This is a genomic window from Brevundimonas viscosa (genome assembly GCF_900116065.1).
Taxonomy (GTDB): domain Bacteria; phylum Pseudomonadota; class Alphaproteobacteria; order Caulobacterales; family Caulobacteraceae; genus Brevundimonas; species Brevundimonas viscosa.
In genome coordinates this window covers 163841-187200 of record NZ_FOZV01000001.1, presented here as the reverse complement: position 1 = coordinate 187200, position 23360 = coordinate 163841, and the positions used below count along the sequence as shown (strand labels likewise).

Below are 23360 nucleotides of genomic sequence, written 5' to 3'. Positions count from 1 at the left end.
GCGGGGAACACGCACTGGCGTCGCCGGGACGTATGGCCGCCGAAAGCGGCGGGTTGAGGGCGCCCCCTAGACCTTCGCCGACCGGCCGCGGACCCACAGGTACAGGCCTGCCGTCAGGGCGATGAACGCCGCCAGTCCGGCCATCATCGCGGGCCAGGCCGCGCCCTCGGGCAGGACCACGGCCCATTCGCCGTTCTGGGTGGCCACGATGATCCCGGCGTTGAGCACGCCGAACAGGCTCTCGCCGACGATCAGGCCCGAGGCGAGCAGCACCCCCATCCGCCGGCCGACGTCGGCGAAGCGGGTCTTGCGGATGCCCTTCTCGTAGATCCAGCCGGCCACGGCGCCGACCACCAGCATCGTGGTCACCGCCGCCGGCAGGTAGAAGCCGATCCCCACGGCCAGCGGCGGCAGCTTGACGCGGCCCTTGCTGGCGCGGGTCAGCACCTCGTCGAGGATGATGATCACCACCCCGATGGCGCCGCCGAGGCCGATCAGGTCCCAACGGAGGTCGCCGCCGATCACGCCGCGCGCCAGCGCCGAGATCAGCGTCGCCTGCGGCGCCGCCAGGGTGGTGGCGTTCTCGGCGATGGCCGGCGGCCCGCCCTCGAAGCCGAAGGCCTGGTTGAGCAGGTTGAGGATCAGGGGGATGACCAGCGCCCCCGCGCCGACGCCGACGATCAGCGCCGTCTGCTGGCGCCACGGCGTCGCCTCGACCAGCTGCGCCGTCTTCAGGTCCTGCAGGTTGTCGTTGGCGATGACCGCCACGGCGAAGACCACGGCGGTGACGATCAGGGCGAAGGCGATGATCGACGGATCGGCGGGCAGGCCGGCCAGCGCCAGCACGCCCAGCATCAGCAGCGAGGCGATGACCACCGCGAGGATGCCGACGCCCGACACCGGGCTGTTCGACGAGCCGATCAGGCCGGCCATGTAGCCGCAGATCGCGGCCACGGCGAAGCCGATGATCACCACATAGACCAGGCCCCCGCCGACCAGCAGCCAGGTCGATCCGGCGAGGGTCGGCGAGCTCTGCGCCAGCCAGGCCAGCAGGCCGGCGATGCCGACCAGGCAGGCCACCGAGATGGCTCCGACGAGGTTGATCGGAATGTCCTGCTCGACGCGGGCCAGCGTCTCGCCGCCCTTGCGCCGGGACTGGGCCGCCAGCGCCGAGGTCAGCCCGCCGACCAGCGGCCCCGCCAGCTTCATCAGCGTCCAGATGGCGGCCACGCCGATCACCCCCGCGCCCATGAAGCGGACTTCCTGTCCCCAGACGGTCCCGGCCAGCTCCTCCGCCGGCGCGCCGGCGGGCAGGGTCGAGGCGATCGAGGGGATGCCGTTGGCGGTCAGCCACGCCACCGTATCGGGCGAGGTGAGGATCGGCACCGCGATCTCCCAGGCCAGGATCAGGCCGAACAGCTGCGCCAGGCCGACGGTCAGGCCGATCAGGTGGCCGGCCCCGAGCAGGGCGAACTGCATGCCGAAGCCGATGCCGGTCGCCCCGCCGCCCAGCGCCGCCGGCAGCTTGACGAAGCGCGCCGCCTCGGCCGCGAACAGCCGCGCCGCGACGCCGATGGCGTAGGCGGCAGAGACCACGGCGCCGGCGATGACGACCCACAGCCCGGCCTTGTTCTCGCGCACCGCGCTCTCGGACTGCTCGGCCCCGCGCGAACCGACCTTCAGCACCTCGGCGGCCGCGCGGCCTTCGGGGTAGGGCAGGTCGCTGTTGACCACCAGCGCGCGGCGCAGCGGGATCGAGAAGGTCACCCCCAGCACGCCGCCGAGGGTGCAGATCAGCACCGACTCCCAGAAGGGGAAGCCCGTCCACCAGCCGATCATCACCAGCCCGGGCAGGACGAAGATGATGGCGCTCATCGAGCCGCCCACCGAGGCGACCGTCTGCACCGTCATGTTCTCCCAGATGGTGGAGTCGCGGAACGCCCGCAGCACGGCCATGGAGATCACCGCCGCGGGGATGGCCGAGGCGAAGGTCAGGCCGACCAGCAGGCCCAGGTAGGTGTTGGCGGCGGTGAAGATCACCGCCAGCAGGCAGCCCAGCGCCAGGGCGCGCAGGGTCAGCTCGATGCGCTTGCCGCCGGCGGGCGTCGCGGGTGTGTCGCTCATGGGTCCCTCTCCCGGTGTCGGCGCGGAGGAAAGCGCGAAACGGCGAAGCCGCCAAGCAGGTTCTGGGTTCCAGGGCCGAGGTTTCAGGGTAGTTGGTTTCCACCCCCGCCAGTTCCGGACGCCCCGAGCCCCTGATCCCTGCAACCTGGAATCCAGCGCCTCTCATGCCTGAACTGCCCGAAGTCGAAACCGTCCGCCGCGGCCTGGAGCCGGTGCTGGAGGGCGCACGCCTGACCCGGGTGCGGCAGAACCGGCCGGACCTCCGCTTTCCCTTCCCCGAGCGCTTCCGCGAGCGGCTGGAAGGGGCGACGGTCGAGCGCCTCGAGCGCCGCGCCAAATACCTGCTCATGCCCCTGTCGACCGGCGAGACCTGGGTGACCCACCTCGGCATGACCGGGCGTTTCACGCTGGACGGCGACCAGATCGGGGAGTTCGAGGAGACGGCGCCCGCAACGGGAAAGCACGAACACCTCAGCCTGTGCGCCGTCCGCGACGGCCGCGCGACGCGGGTGGGGTTCGCCGACGCCCGCCGCTTCGGCTTCATGGGCCTGATCCCGACCGAGGCCGTCGAGACCCACCCGTGGTTCGCCGGCCTTGGCCCCGAGCCGCTGGGCAACGCCTTCTCCGGGGCTCATCTGGCCGAGGCGTTCCGCGGCAAGAAGCAGAACGTCAAGGTCAGCCTGCTGGACCAGCGCATCGTCGCCGGCCTGGGCAACATCTACGTCTGCGAGGCCCTGTTCCGCGCCCGCGTCTCGCCGCTCACGGCCGCGGGCAAGGTCTCCCGGCCGCGGCTCGAGACCCTCGCCGCCGAGGTCCGCAACGTGCTGAACGACGCCATCGCCGCCGGCGGCTCGACCCTGCGGGACTTCGCCAACGCCGAGGGCGGACAGGGCTATTTCCAGCACCGCTTCGACGTCTACGGCCGCGAGGGCAAGCCCTGCGCCGGCGACGGCTGCTCCGGCGTGGTCAGACGCACGGTGCAGGCTGGCCGCTCCACCTTCTGGTGCCCGTCATGCCAGAAGCGGTGACGGGTGACGGGTGATTGGTGATTGGCGCCGCCGCCGACATGCCGTCTGATGGCCACCAGCCACCAGCCACCAGCCACTCCCATGCACCGCATCATCCTCTTCCGCGGCATGAACACCGGCGGCGTCCGCGCCCCGGTCGCGGAGCAGCGCGCCATGGCCGTGGAGATGGGGCTGGCGAACCCGCGCACCCTGCTGGCCAGCGGCAACCTCGTCGTCGACAGCGACCGCGATCCCCGGTCCCTGGAGGCGGAGGTCGAGGCCGCCATGGAGAGACGCTTCGGCCTGACCCTCGCCGCCGTCGTCCGCACGCCGGAGCAGTGGGCGGGCCTGATCGCCGCCAACCCCTTCCCGGACGAGGCGAAGGCCGCGCCCTCCAAGCTGCTGGTCATGCTCATGAAGGACGGGATCCGGCCCGGCGTCCTCGATGCCCTGCGCGCCTTCTCCGGCCCCGGCGAGCGCGTCGAACCGGCCGACGGCGCCCTGTTCTTCTGGCATCCCGAGGGGATCGGCCGTTCGAAGCTGGCGGAGAAGGCCCAGCCGCGCCTGATCGGCGTCGGCACCGGCCGCAACTGGAACACGGTGCTCAGGCTGGCGGATATGGTCGGCCTTCCGTCCCGCTGACCGGCTCGCTATGCAGGCCGCCTGACGAGGAGACCCGCCCCATGGCCGACACCTATGCGAACCTGCTGATCGAACGCCACGCCGACGGCTATGCGGTCGTCACCCTGAACCGGCCCGAGGCGCTGAACGCGCTCAACACCGCTCTCTTCCAGGACCTCGCCGACTTCCTCGACGCGGTCGAGCACGACGACAGCGTGCGCTGCCTGGTCCTGACCGGCTCGGGCGACAAGGCCTTCGCCGCCGGCGCCGACATCAAGGAGATGGCCGACCAGTCCTACGCCGACATGTACAAGGCCAACTTCTTCTCGCTCGGCCACGACCGCATCACCCGCTTCCGCAAGCCGATCATCGCCGCGGTCAACGGCTTCGCCCTCGGCGGCGGCTGCGAACTGGCCATGCTGTGCGACTTCATCGTCGCGTCGGAGAAGGCGAAGTTCGGCCAGCCCGAGATCAACCTCGGCGTCGCCCCCGGCATCGGCGGCTCGCAGCGCCTGACCCGCCTCGTCGGCAAGTCCAAGGCCATGGACATGATGCTGACCGCCCGCATGATGGACGCCGCCGAGGCCGAACGCGCCGGCCTGGTCTCCCGCGTCTTCCCCCACGAGATCCTGCTCGACGAGGCCCGCGCCATCGCCGCGAGGATCGCCGCCCAGAGCCCGCTGGCGGTCATGGCCAACAAGGAGATGGTCAACGCCGCGCTGGAGACCACCCTGACCCAGGGCGTCCAGTTCGAACGCCGCCTGTTCCACAGCCTCTTCGCCTTCGAGGACCAGAAGGAAGGCATGAGCGCCTTCGTGGAGAAGCGGAAGCCGGCGTTCAGGGGGCGGTAGCGAACATCAGCTCCGCCCGTTCCGCGCCCTGCCGCGCCCGCAGGCGGCAGGGGCGGCCGCGCACCCACAGGCGGTCGCACTCGATGGCCTCCCAGCCGGCCGGCAGCACCACCGGCCGCGACGGCCACTGCTCCGGGTCGGCGTCGGTCACCTTCAGCCCGGGAAGGCCGAACAGCAGGCCGGTGACGAAGCCGCCCATGTTGGCGAAGAACGGCCCCGTGGCGACGCCTTCCGACGGGAGATCGAGGCGGTACTCGAGCGTCTGCTGGAAGCGGCCGTACTGGTAGAGGCCATAGCCCTCGTCGAGCAGCTTCAGCGACAGGTCGCGATCCCCGGCCCAGGCGGCCCAGGCGCCGTACAACGCCGGAAGCATGGGGGATCCGACGTAGTCTCTCCATAGCCCGAGGTAGAAGGCCAGGGTCCGGCGCCTGGTGTCCTCGTCGACGTCGGCCCAGAACGGGAAGAACCCCATCAGCGGCGAGGGCGTCGCCCCCTTCTCTTCCGACGACCGGTAACCGTCGTGCGAGGCGATCACGCCGTCCGCCCGCATCGGCAGATGCAGCCCTTTCGCTACGGTGCGCCAGCTGTCCGGAGGGGGCAGGTCCATGGCCTCCGCCAGTCGCGCGGCCCGTTCAAGCAGGATCCGCGCCGCCATCAGGGTCATGGCGTCGTTGTCGTCAGTGTCCTTGCGCTCAGCCGGCCCGCCGCCCCCGCGAAGGTCGTAACCCGCCCGTCCGCGGTCGACCCGGTCGACGAACCAGTCGGCCACGCCCGACACGACGGGCCAGGCCCGCTCCCGGAGGAAGCGGACGTCGCCGGTCACGTCGGCATACCAGGCGAAGGCGCGGGCGACGTGAAGATTGATGTGGTCCTCGCGCGCCGCCGCGCTCGCGCCGCCGGGCGCCGCCTCCTCGCCGGCCAGCGGCCCCGCCTCCCACGGGAACTGGACGCCCAGCCGCCCGAGCAGCTGGGCGTTTCGGCGCGCGGCGGGCAGGCCGCGGAATCGGTACTCCAGCATCGCCCGCGCGGCGTCCGGCTGCATCAACGCGAGAGGCGGAATCGCGAACGCGTCCACGTCCCACATCACATGTCCGAAATAGTAGTGGTGGTCCCGCCAGGTCGCGAGACCGTAGATGGACGTCGAGGACGGCGACGAACTGTGCACCGAGCTGTTCAGATAGAAGAAGGCGGCGTCGGCCATGGCCTGCCATTTCGGCTCGGCGCCCACCAGGCGGATGCGACCCCGCCAGAGGTCGCGCCAGACCGCGCGGTTCCGGCGCCTCAGCTCGTCAAGGCCCAGCTCTCCGGCCATGGCGACCATGCGGACGGCCTGGCGGTGCGGCTGATGGTGCATGACGTCCGGGACCAGGCTGGTCAGGACATGAAAGCGCAACGGACGACCCTTGGCCGCCCGCTGCGTCCACGTGGTCGACAGCGGCCCCAGCTGGTCCCACGGCTCCTGCGTCCGCTTCGCCTCGTGGCCCACGGAGGTCGTCATCGCCAGGCCCAGCCGGCCCAGCGCGCCCTCGGACTCCCACAGGATCGAGCCGTCGCAGACCGGCTCCGTCTCCCCGGGCGTATCCAGCCGCCGCTCCAGCATCCGTCCGCGCAGGCCGTCGACGTCGAGCCGCGACCGCACCATCAGGTCGCAGGCGGCGTCCACCTCCACCGTCACCTGCTGGCAGACGACGGTCGGGTGGGTGCGGCTGGCGAAGGTGACGATCTCCACCTCGGCCCGCCTTTCCCTGATGCGCACGGCGAGCCGGCTGGTCAGCTCGCCGGTGGCGAAATCGTAGGCCTGCTCCAGCGGCTCCACCGCCTGCGGCTGGTCGGACGCCCACAGGCCGTCGAGGGCGATGTCGCCGCCGAGAGGGTAGGGCCCGGCCGCCGCAGCCTCGACGCGCGTCTCGTGATGCTCGCCGGCGAAGCCGGAGACGATGCACATCCCCGCCTGCCACGGGTTCTCGCGCACGCGCAGGCCGACCAGGCCGTTGGAGACATAGGCCGGCAGGTCAGCCCCGCGGGGGCCGCGCGCCGGCGGCGGACTGATCGGAAGGTGCGGGTCCATCGGCTCAGACAACGCGGGCGATCAACCCGCGTTGCAGGCCCGGCCGCCCCCGGGGCGCCGGCTCAGACGATCCGGTCCGGATGCGTCTGCGTCCCCGGCGGGCGGGCGCCTTCGCTGACCTCCTGATAGGCGTCGTCGGTCTCGTGGATGGCGAGGACGCTCTCGCCCTCGGCCATCAGCGGCGCGGCCGCGTCGGCGGCCTGCACGTCGGTCTTGGAAGGCACCTTGAGGACGCGGCTTTCGCCGCCCTCGCGGCCCACGGTCACGCGATAGATGCGCATGCTCAGTCTCCCGTCCCGAAGCCGCCGGGCCCGCCGGCGCCGGCCGCGCCCTCGCCGCCGGTGGCGGGCTGCGGCTCGGCCTTGCCGGGAGGGGCTCCGCCCTGGTCCGGTCGCCGGTGGCCGGCCGAACCGCCGGTGGCGGCGTCGGTCGGGTCCGGCGGGCGGTCGTTCTGGCTGATGTCGGTCTGCGGCTTGTCGGTCATGGCAGGGTCCTTTCGCTGTAGGGAGAACGGCCGCGCCGTCAGTGCGGTTTCAGGACCACCTTGGTCCATTCGTTCTGGCTGGAGTGGAAGTTGCGGTAGGCCTCGGGGCCCTGCTCCAGCGGCAGCCGGTGGCTGATCAGGTCGGTGGTGTCGACCTTGCCCTCGAGGATCATCTGCAGCAGCTGCGGCAGATATTTCTGCACGTGCGTCTGGCCGGTCTTGAGGGTCAGCCCCTTCTGCATGAAGGCGCCGATCGGCAGCTTGTCGCCGATGCCGCCGTAGACCCCCGGCACCGACACCCGCCCGCCCTTGCGGCAGGCCATGATGGTCTCGCGCAGCACGTGCTGGCGGTCGGTGCCCAGCTTCGTCTCCTGCTTGACCGCGTCGATGATGTTGTCGGGCGCGAAGCCGTGCGCCTCCATGCCGACCGCATCGATGCAGGCGTCCGGACCGATGCCGGCGGTCATCTCGGTCAGGGCCTCGCGCACCTTGACCTCATGATAGTTCAGCACCTCGGCGCCGTTCTTCTTCGCCAGCTCCAGACGGCGAGGATGGTGGTCGATGGCGATGACCCGTCCCGCGCCCATCAGCAGGGCGCTCTTGATGGCGAACAGGCCGACCGGCCCGCAGCCCCAGATCGCCACCGTGTCGCCCGGCTCGATCCCGGCGTTCTCCGCCGCCATCCAGCCTGTCGGGAAGATGTCCGACAGGAACAGCACCTTCTCGTCCTCGATGCCGTCCGGGATGACGATCGGGCCGACGTCGGAATAGGGGACGCGGGCGTACTCGGCCTGGCCTCCGGCATAGCCCCCGGTCAGGTGCGAATAGCCGTAGATGCCAGCCATCGGATAGCCGTAGGCGATCTCGGAGGCGTCCGACTTGTCGGCGGGATTCGAATTGTCGCAAGCCGAGTACTGCTGCTTGCCGCAGAAGAAGCACGAGCCGCAGGAGATGGTGAAGGGGACCACCACCTTCTGGCCGCGCTTCAGGGTCGAGCGCGGGCCCACCTCCTCGACCACGCCCATGAACTCGTGGCCGAGGACGTCGCCGTTCGACATGCCGGGGATGACGCTGTCGTAGAGGTGCAGGTCCGAGCCGCAGATGGCGGTGGCGGTGATCCTGATGATGGCGTCGCGGGGATTGATGATCTGCGGATCCGGGACGGTGTCGACCTGGATGTTGTGTTTTCCGTGCCAGGCGAGGGCGCGCATGAGGGGCTCTTTCGTTCGGGGAGGGGGCTCAGGGGTGGCGGTCGGCGCGCGGCGCCGCGTCGGGGGCGCGGGAGGTCGAGACCTCGCCGGTCTCCATCAGCTGCTTGAAGCGGCGCAGCTCGCGGCGGGCCTGCACCCGCGGTTCGCGCTGCATGACCTTGGCGACCACCTTGCCGAGCGCGCCGGCGGGCGGGTCGTAGCTGATGAACACGCGCACCTCGGTGCCGCGCCCGAAGGGATTGTCGCGGAACTCGATCCAGCCCTCGTGATCGATGTCGCTCTCCTCCAGCGATCGCCAGGCGATGTACTCGCCGGGCCGGTCCTCGGTGATCTCGCTGACCAGCTCGATCTCGCTGCCCGCCGGGCCGGCCACCAGCCAGCTGGAGCGGTCGTCCTCCAGCAGCTCCACCGACTTCACGTTCTCCATGAACAGCGGCAGGTTCCGGACGTCGCGCCAGAAGTCGTACAGCTCGCGCCGCGGCCGGTTGATCATGGCGGCGCGGATGCTGGCGGCGTCGAACTCACCCTCCACCCGATCCTGGTCGAGGAAGGCGGGCGAGGCGACGTCGGCGTCGGTCGACAGGGGTTGTTCGGACATGTCGGCTCCTTTCGGTAGAAGCCAACCCCGGGCCACGGCGATCGTTCCGCGCCGCCGCCAGACTCGCCTTGAACCGGTCGGGGCTTTCCGCTATAGCCGCGCGCTCTTGAGATTTTCCGCGCCGTGGACGGTGTTCCGCGGCGTTTTCCGTTCGATAGGTTTACCCGATGGCCAACAACCCCGGCGCCAAGAAGGCGATCCGCAAGATCGCCGCCCGGACCGAAGTCAACAAGGCGCGCCGCACCCGCGTGCGCACCTTCCTGCGCAAGTTCCAGGAAGCCGTCGCCGGCGGCGACGCGGGCGCTGCGAAGACGGCTTTCGTCGAGGCCCAGTCCGAGCTGATGCGGGCTGTTTCGAAGGGCGTGGTTCACAAGAACACCGGCTCGCGGAAGGTGTCCCGCCTGGCCGCCCAGCTGAAGAAGATGTCGGCCGCCTGATCTGTCGGCTACCGGACGGAGCTTCACTGTTCCGTCATGGGATTTTCGAGTGATTTCAACGGCGAGGGCGCTTCGGCTCCCTCGCCGTTTGCATGCGCGCCGCTAACCTTCACAGGGCCTATCGGTGCTCGCCCCTGTGGCGAAAACCCGATTTTTCGAGGCCGTCACGGCCTTTAGCGGAGTCAACAATTTTAACTTCGAATCGACTCGCGAATCAGCGTTGACGCCCCCCTCGCCCGGCGTAAGTTTGAGGTCTGACGCACTTCCATCCCCACACGGATGAAGACGGCGCGGGACCTGGTTTCGCGGCGGCGTGAGATGTCTGATCGAGAGAACGACCCCGACCGGGGCGGCCTGCGCCGCACCCGACAGGAGAAGTCGTCCCTGCGTCAGGGCGTCTCGAAGAGCGTCCGGTGATGGATTTCAAGCGGGTGGGCTGACCGATGATGGGGGGCGCGAGGATGGCGGGCATGACGGATCCGGATCGCATCTGGACCGAGGCGGCGGGACGTCTGCGCGGCGAGATCGGCGAGGGGGCGTTCAGCTCCTACATCGCGCCGTCGGCCGTGCGGGTGGACGGCTCCGGGCAGCTCATCCTGGTCACCCCGACCGCCTACGCCCGCGACTGGGTGCGCAAGAACGCCCTGCGCCGCATGAACGAGCTGTGGCTCGGCCTCGACGGCCTCAACCGCCGGCTGGACGTCCGCTGCCGCGCCGAGATGGGCTCGACCCCGCCCGCCTCCCAGGTGGCCGCCGGCCGCGCTCCGGCCCATTCCGGCAATGTCGTCTCCATGCCCATGGCCACGGTGGCCCCGGTCGCCGACGGCGCCCGCGCGGTGCGCGCCGCCGGCCTGCAGGAACGACTGACCTTCGACAGCTTCGTGGAAGGCCAGGGCAACGCCTTCGCCCTCGCCATCGCCCGCCAGGCCGCGGCCTGGGCCGACGGCCACTTCAACCCGATCTTCTTCTGCGGCCCCTACGGCTACGGCAAGACCCACCTGCTCAACGCCATCGCCTGGGAGGCGCAGCGCCTGCGGCCGGACGCCAAGGTGGTCTACCTGACCGCCGAGCGCTTCCTGTCGACCTTCGTGCGGGCCATGCAGGACCGTTCCACCGCGGCCTTCAAGGACAGCCTGCGCGGCGCCGACATGCTGCTCATCGACGACGTCCAGTTCGTCGGCGGCAAGGCCTCGACCCAGGAAGAGCTGCTCTCGACCCTCACGGCCCTGATCGAGGACGGCAAGAAGATCGTGCTCTCGGCCGACAAGCCGCCGATGGCCCTGACCGAGGTCGAGCCGCGCCTGCGCAGCCACCTGGCGTCGGGCCTGACCTGCCCGGTCGAGCCGGCCGATCGCAGCCTCAAGCTGGCCGTGGCCCGCAACCGCATCGAGGCCCTCGCCCGCCTCGGCGTCGTCTCCGGCGAGGTTCGGGCCGAGGTGCTCGAGCACCTCGTCGACCGCACCCCCGGCTCGATGCGCGAGCTCGAGGGCGCGGTGAACACCCTCGCGGCCGTCGCCGGCGCGCGCCTGTCCACTCTCGGCCTCGACGAGACCCAGGCCCTGCTCGGCTCCGCCCTGCGCGGCGGCCCCGAGCGCCGCATCACCGTCGACGAGATCCAGAAGACCGTCGCCGAGCATTTCACCCTGAAGCAGGCCGATCTGCTCAGCGAGCGCCGCACCCGCTCGGTGGCCCGCCCGCGCCAGATCGCCATGTATCTGTGCAAGCAGCATACGACGCGCTCCTATCCCGACATCGGCCGCCGCTTCGGCGGGCGCGATCACACCACGGTCCTGCACGGCGTGCGCAAGATCGAGGAGCTGATGGCCCAGGACGACCAGATCGCCCGCGACGTCGAGGCGCTGACGCGCAAGCTCAGGGGATAGGGTCCGGATTCCAGGGCTGGGGATCAGGGGCCCTTGCGCGTGGTGGTCGGGATTATCCACATCTCGTGGGACAGCGTCCCTAGCCCGCGGCGCCTGGACCCCAGCCCCTTCCTTGCCCCGCACGGCCAATCCGCTAGTGTCGCTGGCCCATAGTGTGCGGGGCGGCCTCTGAGTCGCTCCACGGGGCGAGACCACCACATGCAGCTGACCATCGAACGTTCCGCGCTCCTGAAGGCCCTCGGGCACGTCCAGAGCGTGGTGGAACGGCGCAACACCATCCCGATCCTGTCGAACGTGCTGCTGAGCGCCGGGCGCGACCGCCTGTCCTTCGCCGCCACCGACCTCGACATGGAGATGGTCGACGAGGCCGAGGCCCAGGTGAACGTCGAGGGCCAGATCACCGCCCCGGCCCACACCCTGTACGAGATCGTCCGCAAGCTGCCCGACGGCGCCGAGGTCTCGCTCAGCTACTCCGGCGACGATCCGCGCCTGGTGGTCCAGGCTGGGCGTTCGAAGTTCAACCTGCCGGTGTTGCCGGCCGGCGACTTCCCGGTGATGTCGACCGACACCTCGGGGACCCGCTTTACCCTGGCCAAGGAAGATCTGGCCCGGCTGATCGACAAGACCCGCTTCGCCGTCTCGACGGAGGAGACCCGCTACTATCTGAACGGCCTCTACCTCCACACCGTGGCCGAGGCCGGCATTCCGCTGCTGCGCGCCGTGGCCACCGACGGCCACCGCCTGGCCCTTGCCGAGACCCCGGCGCCCGAAGGCGCCGCTGGCGGTCCCGGCGTCATCGTGCCGCGCAAGACGGTCGACCAGGTCCGCCGCCTGCTCGACGACGGCTCCGGCCCGGTCGAGATCATGGTCAGCCCGCAGAAGATCCGCTTCGAGTTCGGCCAGGCCAGCCTGACCTCCAAGGTCATCGACGGCGCCTTCCCCGACTACATGCGCGTCATCCCCAAGGGCAACGACAAGCAGGCCGACATCGACAACGCCGTCTTCGCCTCGGCCGTCGACCGCGTCGCCACCATCTCGGCCGAGAAGAGCCGCTCGGTGAAGCTGGCCTTCGAGCTGGACCGCGTGACCCTGACGGTGCGCAACATGGAGGCCGGGCAGGGGGTCGAGGAGGTCGAGATCGGCTATTCCGACGAGCCCTTCGAGATCGGCTTCAACGCCCGCTACCTGCTCGACGTCGCCGGCCAGATCACCGGCGAGACCGCCATGTTCAAGTTCGCCGACCCGGCCTCGCCGACGCTGGTGCTCGATCCGGGCGACCCGGGCGTTCAGTACGTGCTGATGCCGCTGCGGGTGTAGTGCGGTGATTGGTGGCTGGTGATTGGTGATTGCTGGATCGCCGCCGTACCTGATCGGACGGCGGCGATGACGCGTTCGCCACCAGCCACCAACCACCAATCACCGACCACCTCGTGATCAGCTCCCTCGCCCTCACCGACTTCCGCTCCTACGCGGCGGCGACCCTGTCCATCGAGGCGGCGTCGGTGGTGCTTCACGGGCCGAACGGGGCGGGCAAGACCAATGTGCTGGAGGCGCTCAGCCTGTTCACGCCGGGCAAGGGCCTGCGCGGCGCCTCCGCGCCCGAGATGGGCCGGCGCGAGCCGGGCGAGACGACGGGCCGGGCCTGGGCGGTCGCCGCCGTGCTCGACGACGGCCAGCACGAGACCCGGCTCGGCACCGGGGTCCTGTCCCCCGGCGGGGCCCGCCGCATCGTGCGCATCGACGGCGAGACCGCGCCGCCCGGTCGGCTGCTCGACCACCTGCGCCCGGTCTGGGCCACGCCCGAGCAGGACCGCCTGTTCTCCGACGCCCGCGCCGCCCGGCTGAAGTTCTTCGACCGGCTGGTCTTCGCCGCCGATCCCGACCACGCCGCCTCGGTGACGACCTACGAGAAGGCCCTGAAGGAACGCCTGCGTCTGCTGGTCGACGGCGCCGAGGGGCGCGAGGCCGACCCCCTGTGGCTCGACGCTCTGGAAATCCGGCTGGCCGAGTCCGGCGCCGCCGCCGCGACCGCCCGGGCCTCGGCGCTGGCGACGCTGCAGACCGCCATCGACGCGCGCGGGGACCGGCCCTTCCCCCAGGCCGACCTCGGCCTGACCGGCGAGGCCGAGCGGATGGCGGCCGAAGGCGCCGACGCCGACGCCATCGCCGCCCGCCTGCGCGAGGGCCTGCGCGCCGCGCGCGCCCGTGACGCCGCCGCCGGCCGTTCCCTGTTCGGGCCGCACCGCTCCGACCTCACCGCCCTGCACCGCGAGAAGAACCGCCCCGCCGCCGAGGGCTCCTCGGGCGAGCAGAAGGCCCTGGTGCTCAACCTCATCCTCGCCCAGCTGACCCGCCTCGCCGGCCAGCCGGCCGCCCCGATCCTCCTCCTCGACGAGGCCCCCGCCCACCTCGACGCCGCCCGCCGCGCCGCCCTGTTCGACGAGATCGAGGCGCTGGGTCTTCAGGCCTTCCTCACCGGCACCGAACGGGCGCTTTTCGAGGGTCTGGAGGGGCGCGCCCAGTTCGTCCGGGTGGAGGCCGGGCGGTTCGGCTGAGCCGCGGCTTCCGCGACCTCGGGAAGCCCCGCTTTTCCTCGCAATTCCCGCCCGAATTCCTATATCTTGCGGGCATCGGCGCGGACCGGATTCGCGCCTTTCCCGCCGTCCTTCCGAGGCGGTCCCAGAACCGCCTTTCCGGGCCCCGTCGCGGGCCGTCTCACCGACCGAATTGATGACCGACCAGACCATCCCCTCGCCGGAATACGGCGCCGACTCGATCAAGGTGCTCAAGGGCCTCGACGCGGTGCGCAAGCGCCCGGGCATGTACATCGGCGACACCGACGACGGTTCGGGCCTGCACCACATGGTCTACGAGGTGGTCGACAACGCCATCGACGAGGCCTTGGCCGGCCACGCCGACCTGGTCCAGGTCATCCTCAACGAGGACGGCTCGGTCACCGTCACCGACAACGGCCGCGGCATCCCGACCGACATCCACGAGGGCGAGGGCGTCTCGGCGGCCGAGGTCATCATGACCCAGCTGCACGCCGGCGGTAAGTTCGACCAGAATTCCTACAAGGTCTCCGGCGGCCTGCACGGCGTCGGCGTCTCGGTGGTCAACGCCCTGTCCGACTGGCTGAAGCTGGTCATCTACCGCAAGGGCAAGCGCCACGAGATGCGCTTCGAGCGCGGCGACACGGTCGAGAGCCTGCGGGTCACCGGCGACGCCCCGATCCGTGAGGACACCGGCCAGCCGCTGACCGGCACCGAGGTCACCTTCTATCCCTCGGTCACCACCTTCTCGCACATCGATTTCGACCTGAAGACGCTCGAGCACCGCCTGCGCGAGCTGGCCTTCCTCAACTCCGGCGTGGTCATCAAGCTGGCCGACCACCGCGGGGCCGAGCCGTTCGAGGAGATCCTGCACTACGAGGGCGGGGTCGAGGCCTTCGTGCGCCACCTCGACAAGTCCAAGTCTCCGCTGCTCAAGGACGTCATCGTCATCCGCGGCAAGAAGGAGGGCATCGAGCTCGATCTCGCCCTGTGGTGGAACGACAGCTACCACGAGACCATGCTGTGCTTCACCAACAACATCCCGCAGCGGGATGGGGGCACGCATCTGTCGGCGTTCCGTGCGGCGCTTACCCGGGTGATGGGCAGCTACATCGACGCCGCGGGCGCGGCCCGCAAGGAGAAGGTCTCGGTCTCGGGCGAGGACGCCCGCGAGGGCCTGACCTGCGTCCTCTCGGTCAAGGTGCCCGACCCCAAGTTCAGCTCGCAGACCAAGGACAAGCTGGTCTCCTCCGAGGTCCGGCCCGCTGTCGAGGGGCTGTGCTCGGAGGGCCTGTCGACCTGGTTCGAGGAGCACCCGACCGAGGCGAAGCAGATCGTCGCCAAGATCGTCGAGGCCGCCGCCGCCCGCGAGGCCGCGCGCAAGGCGCGCGAGCTGACCCGGCGCAAGACCGCCATGGAGATCAGCTCCCTGCCCGGCAAGCTGGCCGACTGTCAGGAGCGCGATCCCGCCAAGTCCGAACTGTTCATCGTCGAGGGTGACTCGGCCGGCGGCTCGGCCAAGCAGGCCCGCAATCGCGAAAATCAGGCGGTGCTGCCGCTGCGCGGCAAGATCCTCAACGTCGAGCGCGTCCGCTTCGACCGCATGCTGTCGTCAGAGACCATCGGCACCCTGATCCTGGCGCTGGGCACCGGCATCGGCCGCGACGACTTCAACATCGACAAGCTGCGCTATCACAAGATCATCCTGATGGCCGACGCCGACGTCGACGGCGCCCACATCCGGACCCTGCTGCTGACCTTCTTCTTCCGGCAGATGCCGGAGCTGATCGAGCGCGGCCACGTCTTCATCGCCCAGCCGCCGCTCTACAAGGTCTCCAAGGGCAAGCAGCACCGCTACATCAAGGACCAGGCCGAGATGGACGCCTACCTCATCGAGGAAGGCTCGGCCGAGGCGACCCTGGAACTGGCCGACGGCGAGCAGCGCGCCGGCCTGGACCTGCAGAGCCTGGTGCGCGAGGCCAAGGCCTTCCGCGCTGGCGTCGACCGTCTGTCGCAGCGTGCGCCCGCCTTCGCCATCGAGCAGTCGGCGCTGGCCGGCCTGTTCGACGAGGACGCCGATCCGACCGCGCCCGGCCGCGCCGCCGCCCGCTTCGACCTCTACGCCGAGGAAGGGGACGGACCCTGGTCCGGCGGCCCCGGCGCCCAGGGCGCGGTGGCCTTCGAGCGCGTGCGCCGCGCGGTGACCGAGAAGGTCGTGCTCGAGGAGCCGCTGATCCGCTCGCTCGACGCCCGCCGCCTGGCCGAACGCGCCGCCGCCTTCGAGGGCCTGTTCGACAAGCCGGCGCTGTTCCGTCGCAAGGACAAGGTCGTGACGATCCGCGGCCCGCTCGACCTGCTCGACGCCGTCCTGGACGCCGGCAAAAAGGGCATCGCCATCCAGCGCTACAAGGGTCTGGGCGAGATGAACCCCGAGCAGCTGTGGGAGACCACGCTCGACGCCAACGCCCGCACCCTGCTCCGCGTCGAGGTCGAGCACGAGGACGAGGCCGCCGACCTGTTCGCCAAGCTGATGGGCGACGTGGTCGAGCCGCGTCGCGAGTTCATCCAGGAGAACGCGCTCGACGCCGCCGTCGACGCCTGATCGCGTTCAGGGTCGGCCGGCGTCGATGAAGGCCCGTATCGTGGGCCAGGTCGGCGGGTCGGCCCGGGAGCCGTCGCAGGCGATCTGCTTCAGGAAATCGGGCTGGGTGTTGGCCCGGATGGGCTCCCAGTCCGCGCCTTCTTCCGGAAAGCGGTCCAGCTCGGCCCCGTCCGGGCCGATCTCCACCACGCCTGCCGGGCGCCAGCGGTTGCGGTCGCACTGGAACTCGTAGGTCTCCAGAGAGTGGCTGTAGTCTCCCGCCTCGGCCCGCAGCGGCACCATGGCGATCACCACCGAGGTGACCCCGTCCGTGCTCGCGATGCTGTCCACATCGGCCATGAACACGTTGTTGGCGCTGCGCGAGTAGGCGTTCCAGTTCTCCGCCGCCGCCGGCCCCGCCGCGACCAGCAGGGCCGTCGCCCCGATCACAATACGCTTCATCGATGACCTCCCCAGATCGTCGCTCGCCATGATGCGCCGACGGACGCGCTTGGCAAGGGGAGGGGTCAGGCCGCCCGCGACAGCGCCTCGCCGCATCTCACCAGCGGTTCGAACAGCCATTGCGCCAGGTGCCGCACGACCGGCACGGCCACCCCGTCGCCGGCCAGGTGGCAGGCCGCGCTGTGCGAGGCCGGCAGACGATAGCCGTCGGGCAGACCCATCAGCCGCGCCATCTCGCGCGCCGTCATCAGCCGCGACCGTACGCGCCCGTCCTCGACGATCAGCAGGGTCTGGCGACTGGATCCCCCGCCGGGCGTGCGCAGGCAGCCGGCGAGGTCGAAGCGCACCTCCGCCCGCTGCGCCTTGCGGCCGTCAGGCGTCGTCCGGGTGCGTCGGTACAGGGCGCCGACGCGGCGTCCGCCGGCGGCCCGGGCCGCCTCGACCTTGGCCCGGTTGACCGGTGTCATCAGCTCAAGGAGCCGGCGGGTCTGTGCGTCCGCATGCCACCGCAGCGACGCCCCGTCCGCCTCGACCAGGTCGGCCAGCGTCGGCGTCGCCGCGGTCGGGGCGGGCAGCCGCCACCAGACCATGCGCTCCGCCGTCTCCCGCGGCAGCCGGGCGGCGGCGCGAACCAGCGTCGGCGGGTGGAACGGCGCCTCCGGCCCGTCCGCGAGCAGGGCGGGATCGATGACGACGTCGCCGCGCACGCCGATCACGAACAGCCGCGGCCGCGACTGCGGCAGGAAGCGGTCCGCATTGATCACCAGCGCGCCGAACACATAGCCCGCCTCGGCCCAGGCCCGGCACAGGACCTCGAAGTCTCGCCCCCCGCGCGAGGTCAGCGCCCCGCAGACGTTCTCGATGGCCACGACGCGGGGCGCGCGCCCCTCGGCCGCCAGCCCCTGCGCCAGATTCCAGAAAGTGTGAAAGGTCCCCGACCGCGCCCCCGCCAGACCGGCGCCGGCGCCGGCCAGCGACAGGTCCTGGCACGGAAAGGAGCCCCACATCAGGTCGGCCGTCCCCGGCAGGTCCGCCGGCGTCAGGGCGCCGATGTCCCCGACCCTCAGCTCCGCGTCCCCCCAATTGGCCCTGTAGGCCGCCGCCTTGGCCGGGTCGATGTCGTTGGCGAACCGGCAGCGCCAGCCCTCGCCCAGCCCGGCCCGGACCATGCCGCCGCCGGCGAAGAACTCGTAGACGCCGGGCGCGTCGAACGGACAGGGCGGCGATTCGACCATCCGCGCAGGCTGCGGCCTAGCAGGCGCCAAGTCCATCGCGGAACCGCGGGCGGCCGCCGTCCGCTGTGCCGCCATGGCTCCGCGTCTGAAGGTCTTCACCTGGTCCGACGGCTTCCATGCCTTCACTGTCGCCGCCAGCTCGCGCCCCAAGGCGCTGGCGGCGTGGGGCATGGAGCGCGACATCTTCGCCAGCGGCCTGGCGCGCGAGATCCGGGAGGGCCCGGACTACGAGGCCGCGCTCGCCCGCCCCGGCGAGGTGATCGAGCGTGGACTGGCGGTGGATGTCGGCGAGGCGGCGCCCCGTCGCAAGAAGGCCCGGCGCGCCGCGACCGGGAAGCGCAAGGGGCCCTCGCCGGCGGCTCGCGAACGCGTCCGTTCTCTCGAGGCGGAGCTCAGGGCGCTGCAGCGGGAGCAGGCGGCGGCGCGGCGGGACCTCGAAGCCGAGGCGGCGCGCGTCGCCCGCGCCCTCGAACGCCTGACGCTGGCCCAGGGCCGCGAGCGCGACCGGCTGCAGGCGCGCCTCGACAAGGCCCGCACCGCGCTCGGCAAGGCGTGATGGTCAGGCCGGGCAGGCCGCCACGCAGTTGTTGTACTGGTACTGGGCGTAGCTGACGCAGGGCCGGTAGAAGCCGCCGCGGAAGCCGCCCGCGAGGTCGGCCGCGAAGCAGCGCGCGTCCTCCGCCTCGAAGGTCGCCTGGCAGGCCGCGACGCAGTTCGCGTCCTGCGCGACGCGGGTCATGGCGAAGGCGGCCGTGGCGCCGGTTTCGCCGCCGGCCCCGGCGAGCGTGGCGACGCCGACGGCGGCGGCGAACAGCAGACGTTTCAACAACATGGAACTCTCCCCAGCTACGCTTGGAGATCGTCCCGGTGGTCGCCGGGTTCCCTCACCTTCGCGTGACCGCCCGCGCTCGCCAGCGCGGCCGCCAGCGTCCCGGCAAGCTCGTCGAGACCGTATGGCTTGCTCAGCAACCTGAAGCCCGCCTTGTTGGCCGTCGCCGCCGCCTCGCTGAACCCGGTGGTCAGGATCACCGGCAGGCCGGGCTTGAGGCTTCGCAGTTCCGTAGCCAGGCCCAGACCGTTCAGGTCGCCGGGCATGACCATGTCGGACAGGATCAGATCATAGCGGCGGCCGCCGCGCACCAGCTCCAGCGCCGCATCGCCGGTGGCGGCGCGTTCGTGGGTGTAGCCGAGATCGGCCAGCATCCCCTCCACGCCGGCGGCGACCGCGTCGTCGTCCTCGACCAGCAGGATGTGGCCGGCCCCGGCCGTCGCCGGGACGGTCGCCCGCGGCTCCGCGGTGGCCGGCATGGCCTTGTCGGTCGCCGGCAGGCAAAGACTGAAGATCGCGCCGCCGTCGGCCGGAGACGCCACGGTGACGCTCCCTCCGGACGAGCGGGCGAAACCGTAGACCTGGCTCAACCCCAGACCCGTTCCCTTGCCGACCGCCTTGGTGGTGAAGAAGGGTTCGAAGATGCGGCCGATCAGGTCCGGCGGGATGCCCACGCCGGTGTCGCGCACCTCGACGCAGACCGTCTCCCCCCGGGGGCGCACCGAAATGCTCAGCGTGCCGCCTTCGGGCATCGCGTCGCGGGCGTTGACCGCCAGGTTGAGGATGGCCAGCTCCAGTTCGCCGACGTCGACCTCGATCGGCTTCAGCGGCCGTCGCACGTCGATCTCCACCGCGATGTCCTCGCGCAGCGATCGCTCCAGCAGGATGCGCATGGACTCGATCTGCTCGCCGGCGTCGATCACGGCGGTGCGCAGCGGCGTCTGACGCGAGAAGGCGAGCAGTTGCCGGGTCAGGCCGGAGCCGCGGTCGACCGCCTGCCGCATGCCGTCCATCAGGGTCCGGCGGCGTTCCGGATTATCGCTGCGCTGCATCAGGTCGATGGCGCTGGAGACGACCATCAGCAGGTTGTTGAAATCGTGGGCGACGCCGCCGGTCAGTCGGCCGATCGCCTCCATCTTCTGGCTCTGGCGCAGGGCCTCCTCGGCCTTCTCGCGCTCGACCATCTCCTCCTGCAGGCGCGCGTTCGCCTCCGCCAGCTCGGCCGCCCGCGTCGACAGGCTGCGGTTCGCCCGACGCAGGGCCGACTGCGTCAGCGCCAGCACCGCAATCAGCAGGGCGGCCAGGGCCAGCACCAGCATCATGCCGGCGTAGCGCGAGAACCGCTGGCTGGCGGGGGTGTCCATCAGGCGCAGACGGGCGGTGCCGAGCGTCTGTCCGCCTTCCGTCACCGGCCGCACGACGTACAGACGGCCGTCCTGGAACTGCGTCGTCTCGGGCCTGGGCGTCGCCGTCGCCGGGATCGTCTCGCCGGCGCGGGCGTAGCTGGCGACCAGCCGGTTGTTCTCGTCATAGACGGCCGCGGCCAGCACGTTGGGATTCACCTGTACGGCGTCGACGTAGTCCTGGGCGGCTTCGGCGTCGTCGAAGGCGAGGGCCCCGCTGACCGCCGAAGCCAGCAGATCGGCCTGGGCGCCGGCGTCGCGCGCCAGCTCGACCTTCATCGCCCGCTCGTGGGTAATCGAGACGAACACCCCGACGACCAGCAGCACCGCCAGGCAGGCGAGGGCGACAAGCGGAACGCCGCGTGTGCGGATGGCCGAGACCCAGGTCATCTCAGCCGCGCCCCCGCACATCCACGGCCAGGTTGAGCAGGCGCGAGCTGAGCTGCAGGCGTGCCTGTTCGGCCGCGACCTTGTCGATGTGGAAGCGGACCCGGTTGCTGGAGATCACGAAGTGGATCATCGCCCGCCGCGCGGTCACGGCGGAGTCGCTGACCACCAGCACGGCCGCCCCGGTTTCCGGCGCCTCCGCGCCCCGCCCGAGGTAGACGATGTGGCAACCGGTCACGGCCGACCTGTCGCCGAGCCGGCGCAGGGCGATCCGCCGCCCGTGGGCGGTCTGGGCCGCCGCCGCGGTTTCCAGCGCGCGTCCGAACGGATCTCGCCCCGCCACGCACAGCGTCAGCGGCGCGGAGGCCGAGGCGAACGCCGACGGCGGCCACTCCACGAAGGCGGCGAACCGGACCAGGTAGTTGGCCTTGACCTGGTACTCGAGGGTCTGTGCGCGGGCCATCCCGGCCTCGCCGAGCAGGACGAGGGCGGCGAGGGCGCCCGCGATGGCCTGTCGGCCGGCCACGGTCAGAAGCCCGCCCTGAGGGTCAGGTAGGCGCTGCGCCCAAGCACCCGCTGCCGGCCGGGATCGCCGGTTTCCAGGCGGGTGTCGTTGATCAGGTTGGAGCCGGTCAGGGCCAGCTCGACGCCGTTGTCGAAGCGCCAGCCGAGGCGAAGGTCGGCCTCCACGTAACCGTCGACGCCGGACGCCGCCAGCTCATCGACCGCCCGCAGATGGACGTCCAGCTCCAGCCGATCGGTCAGCTGTGCGCGCGAGTTGAGAAGCACCTGCCACGACGGGTCGTCGCCCACCGACGCCAGGCTGGAGATGTCGGTCTCGCCCGGCTTGAGACGGAACTCCTTGTCGAGGGTGACCACGCCGAGGTCGAGGCGCCAGCGTGGCGACACCTCGTAACTGCCCCAGGCCTCGATCCCGCTGGTGTGGCCTTCGCCGCCGTTGGCGAACCGCAGCGGCAGGATCGTCGCCGGATCGGGCGCGACGGTCCGCAGGTCCGTATAGTCGTGATAGAAGGCCGACACCGACAGGTTCAGATTACGCGCGGGCCGGGCCCGATAGCCGAGCTCGTAGGCGGTCAGGATCTCCGACTGGAAGCTCCCGCCGACCAGGAAGCCGGGCAATGTCAGGTCGCGGTCGATCCGGCTGGCGGTGCGCGCGGCCCGCGAGACGGCGCCCCAGAGCAGCGATCCGTTGTCGAGGCTCCACGCCAGCCGGGCGTTCGGCAGCACCTCCACGCCGGTGAAGCTGCTGTCCTCGACCTTCACCCCGAGCGTCAGGACCAGGTCGTCCCGCAGCGAGATCTGGTCCTGCACGAACAGGTTGCCCAGCGTGATGTCGCGGCTCGCGGGCACGAGCGTCGCCGCGCCGGGCGGGCTGGTCAGGGTGTTCTCGACCCAGCGGTGGCCGCCGCCCCAGACGATGGCGTGCCGCCCGAGGTCGATCGCCTGCTGCAGCGACACGTCCCAGGTGCGCACCTCCTCCTCGACCGGGCCGTTCACCCGGTCGGCCCGGTCGTAATAGGCCTGCACGTCGATGCGGCCGTAGTCGCCCAACTGCCGTCCCCAGCGGCCGAGGGCGAAGCCGCCGCGCAGCGCCACGTCGCCCGGCGACTCGTGATCGTACACGTCGCCCTGCAGCATCCAGTCGCCATGGCCGTTGGACCAGTCGACCCGTCCCCCCGCGCGGATGCCGGCCGCGGCGTCCAGGCCCGATCCGCCGCCCACCATCTCCGTGTCGCTGCGGTCGAAACCGGTCAGGAAAAGCCGCCATGCCCCGGCCTCGCCGAGGGCGCCGCCGTGCCGCAGGCTGAGCGTCCGGTCGTCCGTCCCAACCCCCGCCGAGATGGCTGGACCCTGCGTGTCGCGCGCGGAGCGGGTGGTGATGTTGATCACCCCGTTCACCGCATTGGCGCCGTACAGCGCCCCGCCCGGGCCGCTGATCACCTCGATCCGCTCGATGTCCTCCAGCACCAGGCCCTGGGCGTCCCACAGCACCCCGGAGAACAGGGTGGTGTAGATGCTGCGCCCGTCGATCAGCACGAGCAGCTTGTTGGCCGTCTCGAACGAGTTGAAGCCGCGCGCGGTGATGGCGTAGTCGACCGAGCCGACCCGCTGAACCTGCAGGTTCGGCGCGAGCCGCAGGACCTCGGGCAGGCTCGCGGCGCCCGACCGCCGGATGTCGTCGCGGGTGATCACATAGACCGATGCGGCGGCGCCCGACAGCTGTTCCGGCCGGCGCGACACCGAGGTGACCTGGATGTCGGCCAGCTGCTCCAGCGTCAGTCCGCTCAGATCCTGCGGCTGCGGCCCCTGCGCATCGGCTGCGGCCTCGCCTCCCGCTCCCAGAACACTCACGGCAGCGAGGCCGGCGACGATGGACATAGGCGACTTTCCCCTCGGCGAGCCCGTTTCAAAGGTTTCTGCCGTACAGGGACAACCGCGCACAGCGGCAAAGGTTGCGGCCGCCGATGCGGCTCCCGTGGGCGCCGGACTGCCGCGAACGGACCGCGACGTCAACGCCGCGCCGGGCCGGCCCAGACAATCCGGCTCCGCCCGACCTTGACGACGCATTCCTCCGTGGTTATGGATTGATCTATAGCTGTAGGGTT

21 protein-coding genes are annotated in these 23360 nt (G+C 71.0%); 9 read left to right on the top strand and 12 right to left on the bottom strand.

Annotated elements, in window-relative coordinates:
- Positions 1 to 66: 66 nt before the first annotated feature.
- Positions 67 to 2124 carry an OPT family oligopeptide transporter gene (locus BM333_RS00870; RefSeq protein WP_092306326.1) on the bottom strand — a complete coding sequence of 686 codons (2058 nt, stop codon included), beginning with the start codon at positions 2122 to 2124 and terminating at the stop codon, positions 67 to 69.
- A 164-nt stretch (positions 2125 to 2288) separates the two neighbouring features.
- Between BM333_RS00870 and mutM the strand changes: the two genes are divergently transcribed.
- From mutM to BM333_RS00855, 3 genes are all read left to right on the top strand, one after another.
- Positions 2289 to 3152 (top strand): bifunctional DNA-formamidopyrimidine glycosylase/DNA-(apurinic or apyrimidinic site) lyase, encoded by an 864-nt coding sequence (gene mutM, locus BM333_RS00865; protein WP_092306324.1) that lies wholly within the window; start codon positions 2289 to 2291, stop codon positions 3150 to 3152.
- A gap of 81 nt (positions 3153 to 3233) precedes the next feature.
- Positions 3234 to 3773, top strand: coding sequence for a DUF1697 domain-containing protein (locus tag BM333_RS00860; RefSeq protein WP_177221769.1), 540 nt, complete (start codon positions 3234 to 3236; stop codon positions 3771 to 3773).
- 41 nt (positions 3774 to 3814) lie between these two features.
- Positions 3815 to 4603 (top strand): enoyl-CoA hydratase-related protein, encoded by a 789-nt coding sequence (locus tag BM333_RS00855; RefSeq protein ID WP_092306320.1) that lies wholly within the window; start codon positions 3815 to 3817, stop codon positions 4601 to 4603.
- Here BM333_RS00855 and BM333_RS00850 read toward each other — a convergent pair.
- The 5 genes from BM333_RS00850 to BM333_RS00830 all read right to left on the bottom strand — a co-directional run bounded on the left by BM333_RS00850 (position 4590) and on the right by BM333_RS00830 (position 8964).
- The gene (locus tag BM333_RS00850; protein WP_092306318.1) at positions 4590 to 6671 is read right to left on the bottom strand and encodes a glycoside hydrolase family 65 protein; all 2082 of its coding nucleotides are present in this window, start codon (positions 6669 to 6671) and stop codon (positions 4590 to 4592) included. The two genes, BM333_RS00855 and BM333_RS00850, sit on opposite strands and share 14 nt — an antisense overlap.
- 62 nt (positions 6672 to 6733) lie before the next feature.
- Positions 6734 to 6952 (bottom strand): hypothetical protein, encoded by a 219-nt coding sequence (locus tag BM333_RS00845; protein WP_092306316.1) that lies wholly within the window; start codon positions 6950 to 6952, stop codon positions 6734 to 6736.
- Between the two features lie 2 nt (positions 6953 to 6954).
- Positions 6955 to 7155 carry a hypothetical protein gene (locus BM333_RS00840; protein WP_092306314.1) on the bottom strand — a complete coding sequence of 67 codons (201 nt, stop codon included), beginning with the start codon at positions 7153 to 7155 and terminating at the stop codon, positions 6955 to 6957.
- A 38-nt stretch (positions 7156 to 7193) separates the two neighbouring features.
- Positions 7194 to 8366 carry a zinc-dependent alcohol dehydrogenase gene (locus BM333_RS00835; RefSeq protein ID WP_092306312.1) on the bottom strand — a complete coding sequence of 391 codons (1173 nt, stop codon included), beginning with the start codon at positions 8364 to 8366 and terminating at the stop codon, positions 7194 to 7196.
- Positions 8367 to 8394: 28 nt separating this feature from the next.
- Positions 8395 to 8964 carry an SRPBCC family protein gene (locus tag BM333_RS00830; protein ID WP_092306310.1) on the bottom strand — a complete coding sequence of 190 codons (570 nt, stop codon included), beginning with the start codon at positions 8962 to 8964 and terminating at the stop codon, positions 8395 to 8397.
- Positions 8965 to 9131: 167 nt separating this feature from the next.
- On the opposite strand from BM333_RS00830, the gene rpsT reads away from it, so the two are divergent.
- The 5 genes from rpsT to gyrB all read left to right on the top strand — a co-directional run bounded on the left by rpsT (position 9132) and on the right by gyrB (position 16438).
- On the top strand, positions 9132 to 9401 hold the full coding sequence (gene rpsT / locus BM333_RS00825; RefSeq protein WP_092306308.1) for a 30S ribosomal protein S20: 270 nt from the start codon (positions 9132 to 9134) through the stop codon (positions 9399 to 9401).
- A gap of 470 nt (positions 9402 to 9871) precedes the next feature.
- Entirely contained in the window at positions 9872 to 11284 is a 1413-nt protein-coding gene (gene dnaA / locus BM333_RS00820; protein ID WP_245777098.1) for a chromosomal replication initiator protein DnaA, read from the top strand.
- A gap of 198 nt (positions 11285 to 11482) precedes the next feature.
- A complete protein-coding gene (gene dnaN, locus BM333_RS00815) occupies positions 11483 to 12601 on the top strand; it encodes a DNA polymerase III subunit beta (RefSeq protein WP_092306305.1) in 1119 nt (372 codons plus the stop codon).
- Positions 12602 to 12714: 113 nt separating this feature from the next.
- A complete protein-coding gene (gene recF, locus BM333_RS00810; protein ID WP_092306303.1) occupies positions 12715 to 13839 on the top strand; it encodes a DNA replication/repair protein RecF in 1125 nt (374 codons plus the stop codon).
- A 175-nt stretch (positions 13840 to 14014) separates the two neighbouring features.
- Positions 14015 to 16438, top strand: coding sequence for a DNA topoisomerase (ATP-hydrolyzing) subunit B (gyrB, locus tag BM333_RS00805; RefSeq protein ID WP_092306301.1), 2424 nt, complete (start codon positions 14015 to 14017; stop codon positions 16436 to 16438).
- 6 nt (positions 16439 to 16444) lie between these two features.
- Here gyrB and BM333_RS00800 read toward each other — a convergent pair whose 3' ends face one another.
- Positions 16445 to 16879 carry a surface-adhesin E family protein gene (locus BM333_RS00800; RefSeq protein ID WP_092306299.1) on the bottom strand — a complete coding sequence of 145 codons (435 nt, stop codon included), beginning with the start codon at positions 16877 to 16879 and terminating at the stop codon, positions 16445 to 16447.
- Positions 16880 to 16944: 65 nt separating this feature from the next.
- A complete protein-coding gene (locus BM333_RS00795; RefSeq protein WP_092306297.1) occupies positions 16945 to 18114 on the bottom strand; it encodes a DNA cytosine methyltransferase in 1170 nt (389 codons plus the stop codon).
- Positions 18115 to 18187: 73 nt separating this feature from the next.
- Between BM333_RS00795 and BM333_RS00790 the strand changes: the two genes are divergently transcribed.
- Positions 18188 to 18670, top strand: a complete 483-nt coding sequence (locus BM333_RS00790) for a hypothetical protein (protein WP_092306295.1) — start codon at positions 18188 to 18190, stop codon at positions 18668 to 18670.
- A gap of 3 nt (positions 18671 to 18673) precedes the next feature.
- Here the strand turns inward: BM333_RS00790 and BM333_RS00785 are convergent, their stop codons facing one another.
- The 4 genes from BM333_RS00785 to BM333_RS00770 are packed head-to-tail and all read right to left on the bottom strand — an operon-like array spanning position 18674 to position 23133.
- Positions 18674 to 18946 carry a hypothetical protein gene (locus BM333_RS00785; RefSeq protein WP_092306293.1) on the bottom strand — a complete coding sequence of 91 codons (273 nt, stop codon included), beginning with the start codon at positions 18944 to 18946 and terminating at the stop codon, positions 18674 to 18676.
- 14 nt (positions 18947 to 18960) lie between these two features.
- Complete coding sequence (locus BM333_RS00780) at positions 18961 to 20736, bottom strand: ATP-binding protein (RefSeq protein ID WP_092306291.1); 1776 nt, start codon at positions 20734 to 20736, stop codon at positions 18961 to 18963.
- A 1-nt stretch (position 20737) separates the two neighbouring features.
- Positions 20738 to 21259 carry a TOL_0243 family YfiR-like periplasmic protein gene (locus tag BM333_RS00775; RefSeq protein WP_092306289.1) on the bottom strand — a complete coding sequence of 174 codons (522 nt, stop codon included), beginning with the start codon at positions 21257 to 21259 and terminating at the stop codon, positions 20738 to 20740.
- Between the two features lie 2 nt (positions 21260 to 21261).
- Positions 21262 to 23133 carry a TOL_0244 family TonB-dependent receptor gene (locus tag BM333_RS00770; protein ID WP_177221768.1) on the bottom strand — a complete coding sequence of 624 codons (1872 nt, stop codon included), beginning with the start codon at positions 23131 to 23133 and terminating at the stop codon, positions 21262 to 21264.
- Between the last annotated feature and the right edge of the window lie 227 nt (positions 23134 to 23360).